This is a genomic window from Vagococcus silagei (assembly GCF_004795745.1).
GTDB lineage: Bacteria > Bacillota > Bacilli > Lactobacillales > Vagococcaceae > Vagococcus > Vagococcus silagei.
On the sequence record NZ_SDGV01000002.1, the window covers coordinates 18271 to 37814 of the forward strand.

17 protein-coding genes are annotated in these 19544 nt (G+C 35.3%); 1 reads left to right on the forward strand and 16 read right to left on the reverse strand.

What is annotated here, in order from left to right; all coding sequences use genetic code 11:
• Window positions 1-59 precede the first annotated feature (59 nt).
• The 6 genes from ESZ54_RS01210 to ESZ54_RS01235 form a co-directional block, all read right to left on the reverse strand.
• The gene (locus ESZ54_RS01210; RefSeq protein WP_136135850.1) at window positions 60-1496 is read right to left on the reverse strand and encodes an amidase; all 1437 of its coding nucleotides are present in this window, start codon (window positions 1494-1496) and stop codon (window positions 60-62) included.
• A gap of 114 nt (window positions 1497-1610) precedes the next feature.
• Complete coding sequence (locus tag ESZ54_RS01215) at window positions 1611-2126, reverse strand: P-loop NTPase family protein (RefSeq protein WP_136135851.1); 516 nt, start codon at window positions 2124-2126, stop codon at window positions 1611-1613.
• 67 nt (window positions 2127-2193) lie between these two features.
• On the reverse strand, window positions 2194-3624 hold the full coding sequence (ffh, locus tag ESZ54_RS01220; protein WP_136135852.1) for a signal recognition particle protein: 1431 nt from the start codon (window positions 3622-3624) through the stop codon (window positions 2194-2196).
• Window positions 3625-3635: 11 nt separating this feature from the next.
• The gene (locus ESZ54_RS01225; protein ID WP_204249495.1) at window positions 3636-4019 is read right to left on the reverse strand and encodes a putative DNA-binding protein; all 384 of its coding nucleotides are present in this window, start codon (window positions 4017-4019) and stop codon (window positions 3636-3638) included.
• 142 nt (window positions 4020-4161) lie between these two features.
• Entirely contained in the window at window positions 4162-5694 is a 1533-nt protein-coding gene (locus tag ESZ54_RS01230) for a HAMP domain-containing histidine kinase (RefSeq protein WP_136135854.1), read from the reverse strand.
• Complete coding sequence (locus tag ESZ54_RS01235) at window positions 5694-6383, reverse strand: response regulator transcription factor (protein ID WP_136135855.1); 690 nt, start codon at window positions 6381-6383, stop codon at window positions 5694-5696. The genes ESZ54_RS01230 and ESZ54_RS01235 overlap by 1 nt, the downstream gene beginning before the upstream one ends.
• Window positions 6384-6718: 335 nt before the next feature.
• On the opposite strand from ESZ54_RS01235, the gene ESZ54_RS01240 reads away from it, so the two are divergent.
• Window positions 6719-7582 (forward strand): LysR family transcriptional regulator, encoded by an 864-nt coding sequence (locus ESZ54_RS01240; protein WP_136135856.1) that lies wholly within the window; start codon window positions 6719-6721, stop codon window positions 7580-7582.
• Window positions 7583-7621: 39 nt separating this feature from the next.
• Here ESZ54_RS01240 and gndA read toward each other — a convergent pair whose 3' ends face one another.
• From gndA to ESZ54_RS01290, 10 genes are all read right to left on the reverse strand, one after another.
• Entirely contained in the window at window positions 7622-9043 is a 1422-nt protein-coding gene (gene gndA, locus ESZ54_RS01245) for an NADP-dependent phosphogluconate dehydrogenase (RefSeq protein WP_136135857.1), read from the reverse strand.
• 128 nt (window positions 9044-9171) lie between these two features.
• Complete coding sequence (locus tag ESZ54_RS01250; protein WP_136135858.1) at window positions 9172-10095, reverse strand: metal ABC transporter substrate-binding protein; 924 nt, start codon at window positions 10093-10095, stop codon at window positions 9172-9174.
• A 183-nt stretch (window positions 10096-10278) separates the two neighbouring features.
• Window positions 10279-11445 carry a molecular chaperone DnaJ gene (gene dnaJ / locus ESZ54_RS01255; protein ID WP_136135859.1) on the reverse strand — a complete coding sequence of 389 codons (1167 nt, stop codon included), beginning with the start codon at window positions 11443-11445 and terminating at the stop codon, window positions 10279-10281.
• 148 nt (window positions 11446-11593) lie between these two features.
• The gene (gene dnaK, locus ESZ54_RS01260; protein WP_136135860.1) at window positions 11594-13423 is read right to left on the reverse strand and encodes a molecular chaperone DnaK; all 1830 of its coding nucleotides are present in this window, start codon (window positions 13421-13423) and stop codon (window positions 11594-11596) included.
• Between the two features lie 42 nt (window positions 13424-13465).
• A complete protein-coding gene (gene grpE / locus ESZ54_RS01265; RefSeq protein ID WP_136135861.1) occupies window positions 13466-14017 on the reverse strand; it encodes a nucleotide exchange factor GrpE in 552 nt (183 codons plus the stop codon).
• Window positions 14018-14034: 17 nt separating this feature from the next.
• The gene (gene hrcA / locus ESZ54_RS01270) at window positions 14035-15087 is read right to left on the reverse strand and encodes a heat-inducible transcriptional repressor HrcA (RefSeq protein WP_136135862.1); all 1053 of its coding nucleotides are present in this window, start codon (window positions 15085-15087) and stop codon (window positions 14035-14037) included.
• A 267-nt stretch (window positions 15088-15354) separates the two neighbouring features.
• Window positions 15355-16491 (reverse strand): radical SAM family heme chaperone HemW, encoded by a 1137-nt coding sequence (gene hemW, locus ESZ54_RS01275; protein WP_136135863.1) that lies wholly within the window; start codon window positions 16489-16491, stop codon window positions 15355-15357.
• A 1-nt stretch (window position 16492) separates the two neighbouring features.
• Window positions 16493-17440 (reverse strand): riboflavin biosynthesis protein RibF, encoded by a 948-nt coding sequence (gene ribF / locus ESZ54_RS01280; RefSeq protein WP_136135864.1) that lies wholly within the window; start codon window positions 17438-17440, stop codon window positions 16493-16495.
• A gap of 11 nt (window positions 17441-17451) precedes the next feature.
• Window positions 17452-18375, reverse strand: coding sequence for a tRNA pseudouridine(55) synthase TruB (truB, locus tag ESZ54_RS01285; RefSeq protein WP_136135865.1), 924 nt, complete (start codon window positions 18373-18375; stop codon window positions 17452-17454).
• A 184-nt stretch (window positions 18376-18559) separates the two neighbouring features.
• A complete protein-coding gene (locus tag ESZ54_RS01290) occupies window positions 18560-19519 on the reverse strand; it encodes a Gfo/Idh/MocA family protein (RefSeq protein WP_162615055.1) in 960 nt (319 codons plus the stop codon).
• Between the last annotated feature and the right edge of the window lie 25 nt (window positions 19520-19544).

The window sequence follows — 19544 nt, forward strand, 5'->3', positions numbered from 1 at the left end:
AACACAAACAATAGTTTAACAGATATTTTTAACCATGTAAAGTCTTTTTTCTTTACACCTCAAATATTTTTAAATTTAAGTTGCTGATGTAGTTCAAATTGAAGTCCAATCTCTAATAAGAGACTGTCATTTCCTTTTGCTGCCATAAATTGAATGCCAATAGGTAGCCCTTCTTTTGTCACAAAAGTTGGTAAACTAATCGCAGGTTGTCCTGTTAAATTAGCTAGTTGTGTATAGGGTGTAATCCATAAACTTCTTTCAAACATATCGTAAACAAGTTCTGCCAGTTCACTTTGATTCAAATCTTCGGCATGTTCTAACCTTGTTCGAATGTCATCACTTTGTAAATCGTCATTAATTTTTGGCGCAACAGTTGTCGCTGTTGGTGATAGAAAAAGATCATATTTTGTAAATAGATTCTCCATTACAACCGTTGCATCGTCCCAAGCTTGGAAAGAGCTGACATAATCTGCAGCGGACAATTTCTGACCGTATTGATAAATCGCCCAAGTCATCGGTTCCATATCTTCATAACTCATACTTCGATTTAGAGTTTCGGATATTTGATTCATCATATGAGCCGTTTCGCCACCGTTCATTTGGTAATAGCTCCGAATCAGACGCGATCCATCGACTGGATATTGAATGACATCGACTTGATGACCAAGTGACGTTAAAAATTCAACTGCCTCATTTACTGCTTGAATTGCTTCTGGAGATACTGGATTACCAACTGGTGAATCCACGCAAACAGCAATCTTATATGATTTCAATTTTGCTGTACAACATTGCGGCATTAAAAAAGGCGAAATTTGTTGATCGGGTTTCAAACCATTTAAGAGCACTTTTGTATCACGAATTGAACGTGTTAACGCAAAATTAATGGAAGCACCTTGCCAATCGCGCCAACTATCTGGCCCAGTTACAATCCGTCCTCGACTTGGTTTTAAACCAATTAATCCAGTGAAAGAAGCTGGGATTCGAATTGAACCACCACCATCACTTGCACCAGCTAAAGGCACAATATCTGCAGCTACAATTGCAGCTGCTCCCCCGCTGCTTCCGCCTGAATAACGTGACAAATCCCATGGGTTTCTTGTTGGTCCGTTTATTTGAGCATCAGTAATATTTTTAAATCCAAATTCTGGTGTTGTCGTGATGCCAAAAGAAATCAAACCTAATGTTTCGATTTTTTTTACATAATTATTTGTAGAGGTTGCAACATGATCCTTAAATAATTTTGACCCAGAAGTTGCTTTAAAGCCTTGTTTGTTTTGGCCCAAGTCTTTAAGAGCAAAGGGAACACCAAAAAATGGTGCCTGTTTTTCTTCATCAGTAGCATTTATTATTTTTTCTTTTGCTTCTTCAAAATTTAAATCGACAAAAGCATTTAATTCCAGGTTTTTTGAGACTTTTTTACTCACTTCTGCTAATACTTCTAACGGTGAGATTTCATTTGCTTTAATTTTTTGTGCATAATACGATGCATCCTTCATTGATGACACTCCCCTTTTTACATTACCCGTATTCTAACGAATTCGGAGGATAAAGGCCAGTAAACTAGATTATTCCTTAGAAATGACCAGACTTTGACTACTAATCACTAGATATCAAAACAATTTAGTTTTTTCCAAAAACATTTTAAGTTCTTGTGGTGTTTTTATTTCCACCCATTTATCAGGATAGGTTTGTTTCATTTTTGCAAAGTGTTGCTGTTTGACTGTATTTCTACCCTTATGTAACACCCACCAAGCGAACTCAAAATCTAATTTTTCGTTACATCCTTCCGCCATATCAACTCTCGTTTGATTTCGATTTTGGCGATAACGATTCACAATACGATAAAAACAGCGCCATCTTGAAAAATTCATAAAAATGATTTGAGTCGCTGCTTGAAAACGTTCCTCTTGTAAAATATTAGAATAATTACCATCAATTACCCAATCACTATTTTCTTTTAAGAATTTACCTACTATTGCCTGTTTTTCAACTAACTCTCTTTCATTCCACCCCGGTAAAAATTGTACTGTATCGAGATGTAACACTGGGATATTAAAAAACTGACCTAATTCCCTAGCAAGGGTTGACTTCCCGCTGCCACTAAAACCGATAATTGCAATCTTCATCTTCGTTCCTCCATTCATTTTTTAAGGTCAAAAAACTGAGTCAGAACTCATCCGACTCAGTTTATGCTTATTTTTTTTTTTTCTTCTTCTTGTTTTTGTTCTTCTTCTTATTTTTCTTAACCATCCGATTCATGGCCATTTTGCCAAGTTTTCCTTGAACGCCACTACCAAACATATTTTCCATACCTGCTGGCATACTGCCTTTAGACATTTGCTGCATCATTTTACGTGATTCATTAAATTGTTTAATCATGCGATTGACTTCAACCACGTTATTTCCAGAACCCGCAGCAATTCTACGACGACGGCTTGGATTCAATAAATCTGGATTTTCACGCTCAGCAGGGGTCATTGAAAAGACAATCGCTTTTTTACGTGCAATATCTTTTGGATCCACTTGAAGATTATCAAGACCTGGTACATTATTCATTCCTGGAATCATTTTTAATAAATCATCCAAAGGTCCCATATCCATAATTTGATCTAATTGATCAATAAAATCATTGAAGTTAAAGCTATTTTCGCGCATTTTTTTTGCAAGTTCTTCAGCTTTTTCCTCATCATATTCTTTTTGGGCTTTTTCAATTAACGTTAACATATCACCCATGCCAAGAATACGACTCGACATACGATCAGGATGGAAGACTTCAACATCGGTTAATTTTTCGCCAGTCCCGATAAATTTAATTGGTTTTCCAGTAACGGCACGAATTGAAAGCGCCGCACCACCACGAGTATCACCATCAAGTTTTGTTAAAACAACCCCAGTAACATCTAGTTGTTCATTGAAACTTTGGGCAACCGTCACAGCGTCTTGTCCAGTCATTGCGTCGACTGTTAGTAAGATATCATTCGGTTGTGCAAACTCTTTAATACGTTGCAATTCACCCATTAGAGTTTCATCAATATGTAAACGACCTGCCGTATCAATAAAGACATAGTCGTTTTTGTTTTCTTTAGCTTGTGCTAAACCTTGTTTAACGATTTCGACTGGATCAACATCAGTTCCCATATCAAAAACAGGAATGTCTAATTGCTGACCAATGACCTTCAATTGATCAATCGCTGCTGGACGATAGACATCGGCTGCGATTAATAATGGACGAGCTTTTTCATTCTGCTTCAAAAAATTTGATAATTTACCAACGAAAGTTGTCTTACCAGCACCTTGAAGCCCAACCATCATGACCACTGTTGGAATTTTAGGATTCTTATTTAATCCTACTGCTTCTGAACCTAGAACTTTTGTTAATTCCTCATCTACTATTTTTACAATCTGTTGGGTTGGATTTAAAGATTCTAAAATTTCAACCCCAATTGCACGTTCTCCTACGCGCTTGGTAAAACCACGGACAACTTGTAAGTTAACGTCGGCCTCAAGTAAAGCCAAGCGAATCTCACGCATCATCTCTTTTACATCTTCTTCTTTAACCGTTCCTTTTTTCTTCAGTTTGCTCATTGCAACCTGTAAGCGGTCTGTTAAACTTTCAAAAGCCATTTTATCTACTCCTACTCTTCTTCTATCTCTTGAATTTTGTCTAAAAGCTGAATAATTTCCGGATTTAATTCTTGATTATCCAATTGATTCAGTCTTTGTTTGATTTCTTGAATGAGTTCATTTCGAACCACATAATTTGAATATAAATGAAGTTTACGTTCATAATTTTCTAAGAGTTTTTCTGTTCGTTTAATATTATCATAAACAGCCTGACGACTTACTTCAAACTCTTCAGCTATTTCACCCAACGAAAAATCGTCCGCGTAATACAATTCAATATAATTCATTTGTTTTTCTGTTAAAAGGGTTGAATAAAATTCAAATAACGCATTCATGCGATTGGTTTTATCGATTTCCACTGTCTTCCCTCCTTGGACAAAACAATACTCAAACATTATATCATAAAACGTGGATGATTTTAGCCTTATCGTAAAGTCTTGTCGATAAAATGATAGTATTTTTAAGATTCCATCAAAATAAAAAAGCACTTTTAATTGATTCGAAAACGAAACAAAATAAAAATGCTTATACTTACCGTTAATCAGATGATTTCTTTTTCTCTTCAATCAACTCATCTTTTAAGATTGGTAATGAAATTTTAAATGATGATCCATGATTTAAAACACTTTTGACTGATATTTTACCATTATAGTTGTCAACCAATTGTAAGGCTATTGATAAACCTAGTCCATTTCCACCTGTATGACGCGCACGCGCTTTATCAACGCGATAAAAACGACTAAAGATTCGATCACGATCCTCATCAGAAATCCCTTCACCAAAATCTTGAATTTGGATATCTGCCATGTTAAATGAAGAAGAAATTGACACTAAAATCTCTTTCCGATCGGTTGTATATTTCACCGCATTATCGAGTAATATAATTAAAATTTGTTCAAAATGATTGCGATAAATTTTAATTTTCGTATATTCCGGTAAATCAATATCATAATTAAAGATAAAATCAGGGTACAACATTCTGAAATTGCTAATCGTTGTCTTTAAGACATCAACCGCAATTGTTACCTCATCTTCATAATGAAAATTAGATTGTTCTGCTCTTGATAAATCAAGCATCTCTTGCACTAAACTCTTCATCCGAATAATCTCTTGTAATGACGCTTCTAAGGACTCTGCTAAAACTTCTGGATCATCTTTACCCCATCGATTTAATAAATTAAGGTGTCCTTCAATTACCGCAACTGGTGTCCGTAATTCATGTGAGACATCTTCAACAAATCGTTGTTGTTGATGAATAAAAAGTTGCATTCTTTCCAACATATCATTAAAAGCTTCAGCCAAATCGGAGATTTCATCATTTGATTTAGGAACCGGCATTCTAACGTCAGTCTTATAGGCTTCTTGAATACTATCAAGTGATTTCGCCATTTTACGCAGCGGTAATGTAAAGTACGTTGATAATAAAATCCCAATAATAATACTGATCAAAATTCCAATAATCTCTAGAAGAACTAATGTTTGGAATATTTTATCGCGAACCTTCATAAAGCTACTAAGTTCTAAAAAACCTTGCGAATAACCGATTGTCTTCCCTGTGTGTTTGGATTTAATCGGTCGCATTTGTATTAAACCAGTCACATTATTAAAAGTATCAATTGACATTTCTTTTTGCTCATCTAACTCAAAAGGTAGGTACAAACCCTTTGTTTCAAAAACAAGTCGTTCATTAGAACTATAAATTTTTACATTTAATTCCGGCTCAGAAAGTTCTGAAATAAAACTGTTCAGATTCATTAAACTTGTTTCTAAACTATTACGGTCATAATAAGTATCTCCCATATAACTACCAGGGGATTCTTTCAAAAAATTGACCGTCGAACTAAGCGAAAGTGGATCTTCAGAACGCGATAAACGCTCCTCGATTTCCGACATCGTTCGGTTAAAATCGGTTTCTTCCTGTTCAAACATACTTCGTGTGCTTACCTGATAGGTCACAAATGCGAAGATTGAAAATAGAATTGAGATTGAAAGTGCAGTTAAAAAAGTCCACTTAAATGTAATCGAGCGAAAATTAATGGTTTGGAAAAATTTCTTGCGCTTCTTTTCCATTACGATCTCATAACATAACCCGTTCCACGAACAGTTTGAATATAACTGTCTTCACCTGGAACATCTATTTTATTTCTTAAATAACGAATATAGACATCGACAACATTTGTTTCGACTTCGATTTCGTAACCCCAGACTTTATTTAGCAAGACATCACGTGATAATACCACATTAATATTTTCCATTAAAATCAGAAGTAACTCATATTCTCTTTTAGTAAGCTCAATCATTTGATCATCACGGCGAACGACACGATTTTCTTTTTCAATCGTTAAATCACGATAAGTAATCGTTGTTTGTTTAGTAATGTTCTTATCGCCTTCGATATCAATTCGACGTAATAATGCACGTAGACGAGCAAGTAATTCTTCAATTGCGAATGGTTTAACAATATAATCATCCGCACCATGATCAAGACCAGAAACACGATCAATTACTGAATCACGAGCAGTCATCATGATAATTGGTGTGTTTTTCACTTGTCTCACGCGGCGACACACTTCCAAACCATTTAATTCAGGTAACATTAAATCTAAAAGAATCGCTTCCCAATCTCCTTCAAGTGCTGCTTCTAAACCAGTTCTACCATTATAATGAACTTCTGTTTCATAGCCTTCATGTTTTAACTCTAATTCAACGAAGCGTGCTAAGTTTTTTTCATCCTCAATGATTAAAATTCTATTTGACATTCTGACAACTGCCTCTCTAATATTTTATTTCTAGAAAACGTCCATTGTACTCTCTTCATTCAATTTGAAATTTACTTTAACTTCAGTATTAATCAATTTTAAGTAAGCTAAAAAAGAACTCTTATCAATCAAAAATTTAATTAAGATTGAATGAGAGTATTTTCAATAACTCATTATAACATTTTTAATTTGAGTAATCTATTCCTCTGTTTAAATTAGTTTTAAAAAAAGAATGACGGAATCGTATTTTTTTGATATCATTAACATTAAATGGATATTAGAAATATATAGATATTATCATTTTATTCTAATTCAGTGTGCAAGGAGGGATTTAAATGGACGTTCGGCAATTAAACTACTTCATTGTTTTAGCGGAATCAAATACGATATCCGAAGCGGCAAAAAAACTTAAAATGGCGCAACCACCGTTAAGCCAAATGTTAAAAAATTTGGAAATAGAGTTGGGCGCTACTCTCATTAAACGTAGTAAGAAAAAGCATCAACTCACGAAAAGTGGTCATATTTTATACCAAGAAGCTTTAAATATTCTCAAACAACTTGAGGAGATGAAACTTAAAATTAGAGAAGAATCGAATGGACTTTCTGGTAATTTACGTATCGGTTGTAATCATATTGCCATTTTAAATTTAGAAACAGTTACCTCTCACTTTCTCAAACAGTTCCCTAATGTTTCTCTCATAATTGAACAAAACGATTCCATCACTTTACAAGAAAAATTAAAAAATCGTACGATTGATCTTGCCTTTTTACAAGGCCCAATTAATCAGGATATCTTTACTAATCACTTTTCAAAAATGGATGAATTTGTTTTTGTAACGTCTGAAGAACTAAAACAAAAATCAATCTCGCAGCATGACTTTTTTAAAAAGCCTTTATTACTACCTGATTTTCACTCACTTACTAGTCAAGGGGAACAGTTTTCAGAAATATTAAGCGGACAGCCCGAAGGATTCACCATTTCATATTGTTCAAATTATACTTTGATTCAGCAGCTTGTTGCCAGCGGAATTGTAAATAGTTTTGTCCCTAAGTCACTGTTCAATAAAGATAATTTTCTAGAGCTCTTCTACTATCCGATAAGAAAACCATTTAAACTCACCTGTTATCACTTAATTAGTTTAAAAGATAACTATCTAGATCAAACAAGCCTCAACTTTATTGAAACATTAAAAAACTGAGTGTTTCCTTAGCCAAAAGGAAAACACTCAGTTTATTTGTTATTCTTTACCATACCAATCGTAATGGAAGACACCTTCACGATCTTTTCTTAAATAGGTATGAGCACCAAAGTAATCACGTTGGGCTTGGATAATATTTGCCGGTAAATCTTCAGTACGATATGAATCGTAATAAGCAATTGCTGAAGAAAATGTTGGACTTGGCACACCAGTCTGGACGGCTAATGATACGACATCACGGACAGCTGATTGATATTCTGTCGTAATATTCATGAAGTACTCATCTAACATTAGATTTTTTAATTCTGGATTACGGTCATATGCATCAGTAATGTTTTGTAAGAACTGAGCACGAATGATACAACCAGCACGGAAAATTTTAGCAATTTCGCCATACTGTAAATCCCAATTATTTTCTTCACTCGCCATTCTCATTTGCGCAAAACCTTGAGCGTAACTCATAATTTTACTGAAATAAAGAGCTTTTCTGATTTTTTCAATCATTTCTTCTTTATTACCAGTGAATTTAGTTGTTTCTGGTTGAGGAATAATTTTACTTGCAGCAACACGTTCGTCTTTTAATGCTGAAATATAACGAGCAAACACTGATTCAGTAATTAATGGTAATGGCGTACCTAAATCTAAAGCATTTTGGCTTGTCCATTTACCTGTTCCTTTATTTCCAGCAGCATCTAGAATAACGTCTACTAAAGGTTTACCTGTACCTAAATCATCTTTTCTAGTTAATAAATCTGCTGTAATTTCGATTAAGTAGCTATCTAATTCACCTTTATTCCATTCAGTGAAGATGTCTGCAACTTCTTCAACTGATAAATCAAGTACACGAGTTAAAATATCGTAAGCTTCTGCGATTAATTGCATGTCACCATATTCAATTCCGTTATGTACCATTTTTACGAAATGACCAGCCCCATTTGGTCCAATGTATGTTACACATGGTTCACCGTCATTTGCTTTTGCTGCCATTTGTTCAAAGATTGGTTTGACCAAATCATAGGCTTCTTTTTGTCCACCAGGCATCATTGAAGGTCCTTTAAGTGCGCCCTCTTCTCCACCAGATACACCAGTTCCGATAAAATTAATGCCAGAACTTGCTAACGCTTCGTTACGTCTAATAGTATCTTTAAAGAATGTATTACCACCATCAATCAAGATATCACCTTTATCTAGATGTGGTAAAAGACTTTGAATTGTTAAATCCGTAGCTTCTCCAGCTTTAACCATCAACATAATACGTCTTGGTTTTTCTAACGAATCGACTAATTCTTCAATTGTGTATGCAGGAAAAAGTTTTTTTCCAGGGTTTGCTTCAATTACATTGTTTATACGCGCTTCTGAGCGGTTATATATTGAAACACTATAGCCTCTACTCTCAATATTAAGAGCTAAGTTACGCCCCATAACTCCCATTCCTACGACACCAATTTGTTGTTTACTCATCAATTGACCTCCTCAATTTACTCCGATAAAAAGTTATCTTCATCATTATAGCTTATTTTATATGAAAACTAAATCATTCTTTCTCAGGAATTGAGATATCATACGATAGGTCTCTTTTTTGTAAAAAACTATTTAATAGATTCTTGTAAAGCTTTCAAGTTATCTTTCATCACAGAAATATAATCTTTGCCATCATCCCGGTCTTTATCTGACATGCTTTCTAAAGGATTTAAAACAGATAGTTTGGCACCCGTCGCATCAGAGATTGTTTTAGCCACTTTAGATGATGCGCTGCTTTCGGTATAAATGACATTGATTTTTTCATTTTTTACAACATCTTCAATGACTTTTAACTCTTTTGGTGTTGGTTCTTGCTCAGGTGATAAACCTGAAATGGCAATTTGTGTTAAACCGTACTCTCTAGCTAAATACGAAAAAGCCTGATGTTGCGTCACAAATTTTTTATTTGTAGCATTTTCTGTTGCTGAAACAAACTCTTGATTTAAATCATTCAGCTTTTTAGAATAATCGGCTGCATTTTTTTCGTATTCATCTTTTGATTTTTTATCAATTTTTTGTAATTCTTTCGCAATGGTATTCACTTCTTGACGTGCTAAGATTGGACTTAACCACACATGCGGATCAATCGCATGTTTATGACCGTCACCATGTTCATTATCACTTTCAGCTGCTTCCATAAAATCAATACCTTTACTTGCCTCAATAACCTTAACTTTTTTTGTATCTATTCCCTTAAGGACGTCTTTAACCCACGTTTCCATCTCATTTGAATTGTAGATGAATACATCAGCTTCTTGAATCTTTGCCATGTCTTTCGCACTAGGCTCATAATCATGGGGTTCGACACCTGCTTCAATTAGTAAATCAACTTTTGCTTTGTCACCGACGACATTTTTTGTAAAATCATACATTGGATAAAAACTAGTCACAATTGATAATTGCTCTTTGTCCTTCCCCTCTTGTTTTGTTTCGTTCGCGGCACATCCGCCTAATAAAAAGATACTGGCAACTGCTAGTATAAGTTTTTTCATTATGTTTAGCTCCTTTATTCTTTAATTCGTAATCATTACAATTTGCCTTCCTGCTAAATTGTAAACGAAACAGAAAAAAAATTCAAGACTTTCTTAAATAATTTTTCATATATTTCAATAAATCAAAAAAAATGGTTGAACCAGAGTCATACGACCTTGATTCAACCAATTTAATTTTATTCATTATTTACGTTTTTTTTTGCCACCTGACGAAAAAGCATCTTTTACTTTATCGAAAAAACCTTCTTCTTGCTCAATCACAGCCTTGTTTCCACTAACTGCTCCAAATTCTCTCAATAAATCTTTTTGAGCATCTGAAAGGTTTGTTGGTGTTTCAACAATAACAGTTACATGTTGATCACCATTTGAATTACCTCTTAATTTTGGTGCTCCCTTACCTTTCAAGCGGAAAGTAGTACCTGTTTGCGTACCAGCTGGAATACGTAATTTAACACGACCATGCACTGTTGGTACTTCAATTTCATCACCTAAAGCTGCTTGGACAATTGAAATATCTTCTTTATAGTAAATTTCTGAACCTTCACGTTCAAAGACCGGACTATCTTCAACACGGAAAATAACATAAAGATCGCCATAAGGTCCACCATTATAACCAGCTTCACCTTGACCAGCAAGACGCATTTGTTGACCTGATTCAACACCAGCAGGAACATTTACTTTTACTGCATGGGATTTCATCATACGGCCAGACCCTGAACAAGTTGAACATTTATCTTTAATAATTTTTCCTGTACCAGAACACTCATCACACGCTTGGCGACTCATCATACGACCAAGTGGTGTTTGACGTTCCACATTAATTGAACCTGATCCATGACATTTACCACATGTTTCTGGTTGCGTACCTGGTTTAGCACCGTTACCGTGACATGTTGAGCATTCGTCTTCGCGGTTAAAACGAATACTTTTTTCTAAACCAAAAATAGCTTCATTAAAAGTTAAATCAAGTGTATATTGTAAATCAGAACCTTGTCTTGGTGCATTTGTTGAGCTTTGACGAGAACCTCCGCCACCGCCGAAGAAAGATTCAAAGATATCTTCAAAACCGCCAAATCCTCCGCCACCAAAATCTTGGAAGCCACCAAATCCACCAGCACCAAAGTTTGGATCAGTGCTTGAATGACCATATTGGTCATAAGCTGCTCTTTTTTGAGGATCGCTTAAAATTTCAAAAGCTTCTGAAACCTCTTTAAATTTATCCTCAGCGTCAGCTTCTTTATTTATATCTGGATGGTATTGTTTTGATAATTTACGGTAGGCTTTTTTAATCTCAGCATCTGTCGCAGTTTTTGACACACCTAAGACTTCATAAAAATCTCTTTTTGCCATTGGACGTCATCCCCCATCTTTTTTGTTCCTAGAACCTGTTAAATCATACCACAAAAACTAAACTTTAGGTACCATTACCCTTATTTTTCATGAAAAGAAAAGCCAAAAGCACATTGCTTTGGCTTTTCAGTATCGTTAATTCATTTGATTATTTATCGTTATCGTTAATTTCTTCAAAATCTGCGTCCACAACATCATCCGCGCCACCTTGAGCAGCTTCTGGATTTTCTGCAGCTTGTTGTTGTGCTGCTTGTTCATAAAGTTTAACTGTTAATGTTTGAACGATTTCACTCAATTCATCACGTTTAGTTTTCATATCTTCAATGTTGTTTGCTTCAACAGCAGCTTTTAATTCGTCACGAACAGCTTCAGCTTTTGTAACTTCTTCAGCATCAACTTTTCCTTCTAATTCTTTCAATGTTTTGTCAACTGAGAATAATAATGCATCCACATCATTTCTTAAGTCAACTTCTTCTTTACGAGCTTTGTCTGCTTCTGCATTTGCTTCAGCATCTTTCATCATTTTATCAATTTCTTCATCTGTTAAACCTGAAGATGATTTAATTGTAATTGTTTGTTCTTTTTGAGTACCTAAGTCTTTAGCACTTACGTTTACGATACCATTTTTATCAATATCAAATGTGACTTCAATTTGAGGGATACCGCGTGGTGCTGCAGGGATATCTGTTAATTGGAAACGACCTAATGTTTTGTTGTCTGCTGCCATTGGACGTTCACCTTGTAAAACGTGAATATCAACTGCTGGTTGGTTGTCTGCTGCTGTTGAAAAGACTTGTGATTTACTTGTTGGAATTGTTGTATTACGGTCAATTAATTTTGTAAATACACTACCCATTGTTTCGATACCTAATGATAATGGTGTTACGTCAAGTAAAACAACGTCTTTAACATCACCTGAGATAACCCCACCTTGAATAGCAGCTCCCATTGCAACTACTTCATCAGGGTTCACTGATTTGTTAGGTTCTTTGTTTGTTTCTTTACGAACAGCTTCAACAACTGCAGGAATACGAGTTGATCCACCAACTAAGATTACTTCATCAATTTCAGAAGTGTTTACGCCAGCATCTTTAATTGCTTGACGTACTGGAATTTTAGTTCTTTCAACTAAGTCAGCTGTTAATTCATCAAATTTAGCACGAGTTAAAGCAACTTCTAAGTGAAGAGGTCCAGCTTCGCCAGCAGTGATAAATGGTAAGCTAATTTGTGTACTTGTTACACCAGATAAATCTTTTTTAGCTTTTTCAGCAGCATCTTTCAAACGTTGAACAGCCATTTTATCTTTAGATAAATCTACGCCGTTTTCTTTTTTGAATTCTTCTACTAGGAAGTCAATGATCTTGCTATCAAAGTCATCCCCACCAAGATTGTTATCACCTGCAGTTGATAATACGTCAAACACGCCATCACCTAATTCAAGGATTGACACGTCAAATGTACCACCACCAAGGTCAAATACTAAAACTTTTTCTTCTTTATCTGTTTTATCTAAACCATATGCTAATGCAGCAGCAGTTGGTTCATTGACGATACGTTCAACTTCTAAACCAGCAACTTTACCAGCATCTTTTGTCGCTTGACGTTGCGCGTCGTTAAAGTATGCAGGAACAGTGATAACTGCTTTTTCAACTTTTTCACCTAAGTAATCTTCAGCAAAACCTTTTAAGTATTGTAATACCATTGCTGAAATTTCTTGTGGTGTATATGTTTTTCCTTCGATATCAACATTATGTCCTGTTTCACCCATGTAACGTTTAATTGATGATACAGTATTTGGGTTAGTTACTGCTTGACGTTTCGCAACTTCCCCTACTTGGATTTCGCCATTTTTAAAGGCAACAACTGAAGGAGTTGTACGGTTACCTTCTGGGTTTGTAATAATTTTTGCTTCTCCGCCTTCTAAAACTGATACTGCAGAGTTTGTAGTTCCTAAGTCAATTCCGATAATTTTACTCATAATATATCTCTCCTCATTAAAGTTGTTTTAATTTTTATATTTTTATTGTGCCACAATAACCATTGTTGGTCTAAGAACACGGTCATGTAATTTATATCCTTTTTGTAGCACATTAATAATCTCATCTGTTTTTTGATCATCTGTTGCAGGCATTGTTTGCACTGCTTGGTGCAGATTTGGATCAAAAATTTCGCCCATCGCTGGAATTTCTTCAACGCTGACTTCATTTAAAGCGTGAACTAAGCTTTCACGAACCATCTCGATACCTTTTTTCATGCTTTCGCTATGTTCGTTATCAGCTTCAACTTCAAGCGCACGGTCTAAATTATCTAAGGCTGGTAATAAAGATTTAGCTAAATCTTGTGAGCGATATTTTGAAGCATCTTCACGTTCTTTTTTGTGACGATTACGCATATTAGCTAATTCAGCTTGTGTTCTAAGGAATTTATCTTCCATCTCATCAAGAGCAGCTTTTAAGGCGTTAATTTCTTCCACTTCTGGAGAAATCTCTACTTCCTCACTCTTTACCTCAGTTAATTCTTCATTGTTTACTTCTTCTTTAATTTCTTCTTTTGTCGATTCGTCTTTACTCAAAATCAGACCTCTCCTCTCTACCCGTTACTCGTATTCGAACTACCTAAGCTACGGTAATGTGACTCTAAATGATCCGATAGCTCTGTTTTAAACACATTTAAAAGTCCCATCATCTTCGCATAAGACATGCTTGTTGGACCAAGTAAGGCGACAACACCATTGCCATGATCTGACACCTGGTAAGAAGCTGTTACCAAACTCATATTGGTTAGTAATTCATTGTTAATTTCATTACCAACTTTAATCTCAATTTCTGACTCGCCAGGTAAAATCAGTTCACTCAAGCGCTCAGTGTCAGTAAAAAGTGAATAAATTGATTTAAATTCAGAAACATTTTCGAGTGATCCTGAATCTAGTAAATTCATCCCTCCACTTACATAAATTTGATCATCAAACACTTGATGGAATACATCCTCAAATAAAAGCAACATGTTTGAAGAATTTGTAAAATAACGCTGTAAAATAAGCGGTATTTCCGTTCTTAATTGATGATAAACAGTTAGTAAACTTTTACCAATCAAGCGGTCATTAATGATATTGATCATTTTTTCAATATCACTGTCTGTCACTTCTTCTGGTACCGTAAATACTTGACTTTCAACATACCCCTTATCCGTAACAATGATGGCAATCAATTGTCTTGAATTCAATGGAATAATCTTGAAACTTGTCAATTTACGATCTTTCACTTCAGGACCTAAAGAAAATGCAGTGTAGTTAGTTAAATCTGATAAGATTTTAGCTGAAACCTCAATAATTTCGTTTGTCGCACTATACTCTCGATTAAACAATTGACGAATTTTGTATTGTTCTTCAAAAGGTATAACACTTGGTTTCATCAAATTATCAATGTAGAAGCGATAGCCCTCTTCTGAGGGAATTCTTCCAGATGATGAATGAACCTTTTGAATTAAACCAAGATCTTCTAGTTTAACCAAATCATTGCGAATTGTAGCTGAACTTGCTTTAATACCATTTTTCATCAAGGTATTCGAACCTACAGGAAAACCTGTATCCGTGTATAGATTGACCAATAAATTAAAGATAGCCAACTGCCTTTCACTTAGCATTTCATCACCTTCTTCTTTTAGCACTCTGTTTTACCAAGTGCTAACTACAGTTAATAATATACCAACTATTGAAAACAAAGTCAATCATAAACCACTATTTTTTTAGCACTTGTTTACAACGACTGCTAAATAAAAACTAAATCCTTATCAAATATAGGTTTTCAGCCTTAATATTTCCTTGATTTTCCCTAAAATACACAAAAAAAATTTCAATTTTAACTGTATCTTCAAAAGAAATACAATAAAAATTGAAACTCTTATACTTTATTATTTAGTTAATAAAAACTGTTCAAAAACATCATTGCCAAGAATTAACCCTTTTTCAGTTAAAGCAAGATAATCTTGATTGTGCTTCAACAAACCTTTTTCTATTAAATGTTGCGTTGTAGCTCCGTACACTGAAGTAAAACTCTTGTTAAATTTTTCTTCAAAACGTGTCAGAGAAACACCTTCTAGTTTTCTTAGGCCCAAAAACATTTCCTCTTCCATTTGATGGTTAAGTGTTAAATGTTCTGACTCAATAACTGGTCGTTCATTTTCTCTTAAAGGTTTCAAGTAATGTTGAATTGGTCCATGATTTTTATAGCGAACGTCGCCTAAATAACCACTGGCACCCGCACCTAATCCATAATAATGCTCATTATTCCAATAAACTAAATTATGTTGACTTTCGTACCCTTCGAGTGCAAAATTGCTGACTTCATATTGATGGCGACCACCTGCGGTCATGCGTTCAATCGCACGCTCGAACATATCACCTTCAACATCGATACCTGGTAAATGTAAGCGACCTTGTCTTGCCCAATTATAAAACATGGTTTTATTTTCAAGAATTAATGAATAAAGCGAATAATGTGGTAAATCTAAAGCTAAAGCTTTATCTAAAGTATCTTCAAAGCTTTCCGTTGTTTGATTTGGTAAGGCGTAAATTAGATCAATACTCACATTTTGAAAATCTGCCTTTTCAAAAAGTTTCATTGTATCAAAAACATCCTGCGCAGTATGCTTACGACCTATTTTTTTTAGCAAACGATTATCGAAGGTCTGAACTCCCATGGAAACACGATTTACACCATGGTTTTGCAACACTCTCAATTTATCAAGCGTTAAATCACCAGGGTTCGCTTCAACTGTAAACTCATTTTTTTCATCAAATGGTAAATGTTGACGTACTCCCTCCAATAAACGATCCAGTTGTTTAGCAGATAATGCGGTTGGCGTTCCTCCACCAATATAAATTGTTTCGGTATCATTTGATGGATAGGCTAATTTTGTTAAGCGAATCTCATTAATTAACGCTTCTATATATTCATCTACCGGTTGCCCTTCAATAAAGACTTTATTAAAGTCGCAGTAAAAACAAATATGCTCACAAAATGGAATATGAATATAAGCTGATGTCATGTTATCCCTCAATCTTTCTAAAATAATCTTCCGTATTCACCTGATCGGCTTTTAATTGCTCAATTAAACCTTCAATGCCATCAAATTTTTGTTCATCTCTTAAATAATGATGCCATTCGACTACAACATGCTCACCATAGATATCCTGATCAAAATCTAAAATATTGACTTCGATTGTCATCGGTCTATCTTTTTCAAAGGTAATATTATATCCAATTTGAGCCATGCCGAGATACCACTTATGCGCTACTTTTATTTTGACGGCATAGACACCGCCTTTAGGTAACAACGAACTTGCGTCTGGCGCTACATTGGCTGTCGGAAATCCTAGTGTACGTCCACGTTTATCACCATGAACAACAATCCCATTAATTTGATAATGATAACCAAGATAATGAGCTACTCCTTCCATATCACCAGCAGACATCATTTGTCGAATCATTGTTGAACTAATTTTTTCTGAGGCAGCTGTCTCTTTGGCAATTTCCATTATTTCAAAGCGATCTTGGGCGAAGGTAGGTAAAGTCTCCATGTTCGCAATATCTTTTTTACCATACGTATAATCAAACCCTGCAACCGCAACTTTTGCGTGTAGACCGACGATATATTGATCTACAAATTCTTGTGGGCTTAGACAAGCAAACGCTGAGGTAAATTCAATCACATATAAGTAATCAACGCCTAAGCGTTCCATTTGAATTTTCTTTTGTTCGACAGTCGTTAAATATCTCAATTCACTCACTGCATTTTTTTTAAACACAACAGATGGGTGATGGTTAAACGTCATGACCGCTAATTTCAGGCCAAGTTCATCGGCTTTTTTCTTCGCAGTATTGATTACCTTTTGGTGTCCACGGTGGACACCATCAAAAAATCCCAATGCGATGACAACATCATCGTCTGGAATTGCTTCACGAGAATACGGATGATGGATTTCAATTGTTTTCATTCTTAACACTCCTAGTCATTTCGAAAAACTTTTACCGGTTTTAATTTACCAGGTTTAGTCGGATGTAAATCATAGATTGAGATGGCTTGATCTTGATAAGTCAATAATATCGGCCATTGACTTGCATCTTGAACTTGTACAAAATAATCGCTTGGAACCACCAAGCCATTTTTTATCTCTGCATATTCTGCCTCACTCATTGCTAGCTTCTCAAAAGATTCCAAGCCGTACTCTAATGGGAAGAAGATTTCATCCATTGTGTCTTCATCCATAGCTTGCTGTACTTCCTCTAAAGTTACACAGTCTTCTTTAGTAAATGATCCACTACCCGTCCTTGTTAAAGTTGACATATGTGCTTCGACGCCAAGTTCTTTACCCGTATCAACAGCTAAAGTTCTAACATAAGTTCCTTTACCGCATTCAACATCAAAAGACCACTTTTGGAGTTGTGCTTTTGCATCATACTCAACTTGACTGGTTCTTTTATAATCATAAATTTGCGCTATGCGAATTGGTCGTTCGACAGTTTCGCCTTTTCTAGCATAATCATATAATCTACGTCCATTGACCTTAACCGCAGAATACATTGGCGGCTGTTGCTTAATTTCACCAATAAAACGTGCCATTGCTTCATCTATTTTTTCAGTTGAAAATGGGACTTCAATGGGTGTCCTTGTGACAACTTCTCCTGAGGCATCTTCTGTTTCCGTTGAAAAACCTAACGTCACCTCACCGAAATATGTTTTATTTGAGTCTTGCAAGTATTCGACCACTTTGGTTGCGCGACCCACACATATTGGTAAAACCCCATCCACATCAGGGTCTAATGTCCCACTATGTCCAATTTTTTTTGTTCTTAAAATCTTTCTTAATTTAAATACACAATCGTGACTTGTCATGCCACGAGGTTTCCATAAAGGAATAATACCTTCCATTGTCTGATTCTCCTATTTTAAAAATATCTTTACCATTATAACACAGTTGAATCGTCACGTAAGTTTTTTGCACTCTGACAACAATAACCTAATGAATTTTGTTCAAATAAAAAAACCAACACAGATTATTTTGATTGTGTTGGTTCGATGTTCTGCATGAGTCACATTTTTACATATTTGATGATTAATCAATTCTCCACTGCCACTCTTCACGCATATCATCCATAATTGAAATCACTCGTTGTGTCAATTCACGCAAATCTGGTAAGGGACTTGATTCTGATAAATAGCGATTGACCATGTCTAATTCATATGTGAAAACATCTTCTGCCTCACCACTTGAGATTTGTTCTATCTCGCCATTATTGTAATAAATTTTTGCTGAGGTTGCTCTTGGAAAGTCTTCAACAACAAGGTAGCCAAGATCACCGGAAACAAAGATTTGTTTTGGTAATTTACCACGGAAGGAAATCATCACACTTCCCAATACTTGATCATCATTTTCAAGCAAAGTCGCCGATTTTTCGTCAACGCCACTTGGCGCCATGACAACATTCGAAGCTCGAAGTTGTGTCGTGTCTCCCATAAAATAAAGGGCAGCTGACAACGCATAAGTGCCAATATCAAATAAAGCACCACCACCTTTGGCCGGTGAGAAAAAGCGATTCGCTTCGTCATATTCTTTACAACTACCAAACGTAACATTCACAACACTTAGTTTTCCCAATTTATTTTGACTAAGACAGGCATGTAACTCTTGGTATAATGGCATATAGAATAGACTGACTGCTTCAAGAAGAACCAATCCCTTAGACTCAGCCAAAGCAAATAATTCTTGCGATTCATTCCCTTTTAAAACCATTACTTTTTCACATAAACAATGCTTGCCCGCTTCAAGTGCTTGTTTCACATAGCTATAATGCGTTTGATTAGGTGAGGCTATATAAACTAAATCGATGTCTGCTATCAAAAATTCATCATACTTCGTAAAAGCATTAGGAATACTGTATTCCTTTGAAAACTTTTCTAGTGAAACAGGATTTAAATTAAAAACAGCCACCACTTCATATCGTTCGCGATTGAGTTGCGTCATAAATTCATGCGCAATCGTACCTGTTCCAACTACACCAATTTTTTTAATCATCCGTAATCCCTCTTTCATTTTTGCC

Bases quoted from the DNA above. Each gene is read 5' to 3' on its own strand.
- truB (WP_136135865.1), bottom strand. From the start codon at position 18,375: ATGGAAGGTATTATTCCTTTATGGAAACCTCGTGGCATGACAAGTCAC.
- ESZ54_RS01240 (WP_136135856.1), top strand. From the start codon at position 6,719: ATGGACGTTCGGCAATTAAACTACTTCATTGTTTTAGCGGAATCAAAT.
- ESZ54_RS01230 (WP_136135854.1), bottom strand. From the start codon at position 5,694: ATGGAAAAGAAGCGCAAGAAATTTTTCCAAACCATTAATTTTCGCTCG.
- hrcA (WP_136135862.1), bottom strand. From the start codon at position 15,087: ATGCTAAGTGAAAGGCAGTTGGCTATCTTTAATTTATTGGTCAATCTA.
- ribF (WP_136135864.1), bottom strand. From the start codon at position 17,440: ATGAAAACAATTGAAATCCATCATCCGTATTCTCGTGAAGCAATTCCA.
- hemW (WP_136135863.1), bottom strand. From the start codon at position 16,491: ATGACATCAGCTTATATTCATATTCCATTTTGTGAGCATATTTGTTTT.
- ffh (WP_136135852.1), bottom strand. From the start codon at position 3,624: ATGGCTTTTGAAAGTTTAACAGACCGCTTACAGGTTGCAATGAGCAAA.
- ESZ54_RS01235 (WP_136135855.1), bottom strand. From the start codon at position 6,383: ATGTCAAATAGAATTTTAATCATTGAGGATGAAAAAAACTTAGCACGC.
- ESZ54_RS01290 (WP_162615055.1), bottom strand. From the start codon at position 19,519: ATGATTAAAAAAATTGGTGTAGTTGGAACAGGTACGATTGCGCATGAA.
- ESZ54_RS01225 (WP_204249495.1), bottom strand. From the start codon at position 4,019: ATGTTTGAGTATTGTTTTGTCCAAGGAGGGAAGACAGTGGAAATCGAT.
- dnaJ (WP_136135859.1), bottom strand. From the start codon at position 11,445: ATGGCAAAAAGAGATTTTTATGAAGTCTTAGGTGTGTCAAAAACTGCG.
- dnaK (WP_136135860.1), bottom strand. From the start codon at position 13,423: ATGAGTAAAATTATCGGAATTGACTTAGGAACTACAAACTCTGCAGTA.
- ESZ54_RS01250 (WP_136135858.1), bottom strand. From the start codon at position 10,095: ATGAAAAAACTTATACTAGCAGTTGCCAGTATCTTTTTATTAGGCGGA.
- ESZ54_RS01210 (WP_136135850.1), bottom strand. From the start codon at position 1,496: ATGAAGGATGCATCGTATTATGCACAAAAAATTAAAGCAAATGAAATC.
- gndA (WP_136135857.1), bottom strand. From the start codon at position 9,043: ATGAGTAAACAACAAATTGGTGTCGTAGGAATGGGAGTTATGGGGCGT.
- ESZ54_RS01215 (WP_136135851.1), bottom strand. From the start codon at position 2,126: ATGAAGATTGCAATTATCGGTTTTAGTGGCAGCGGGAAGTCAACCCTT.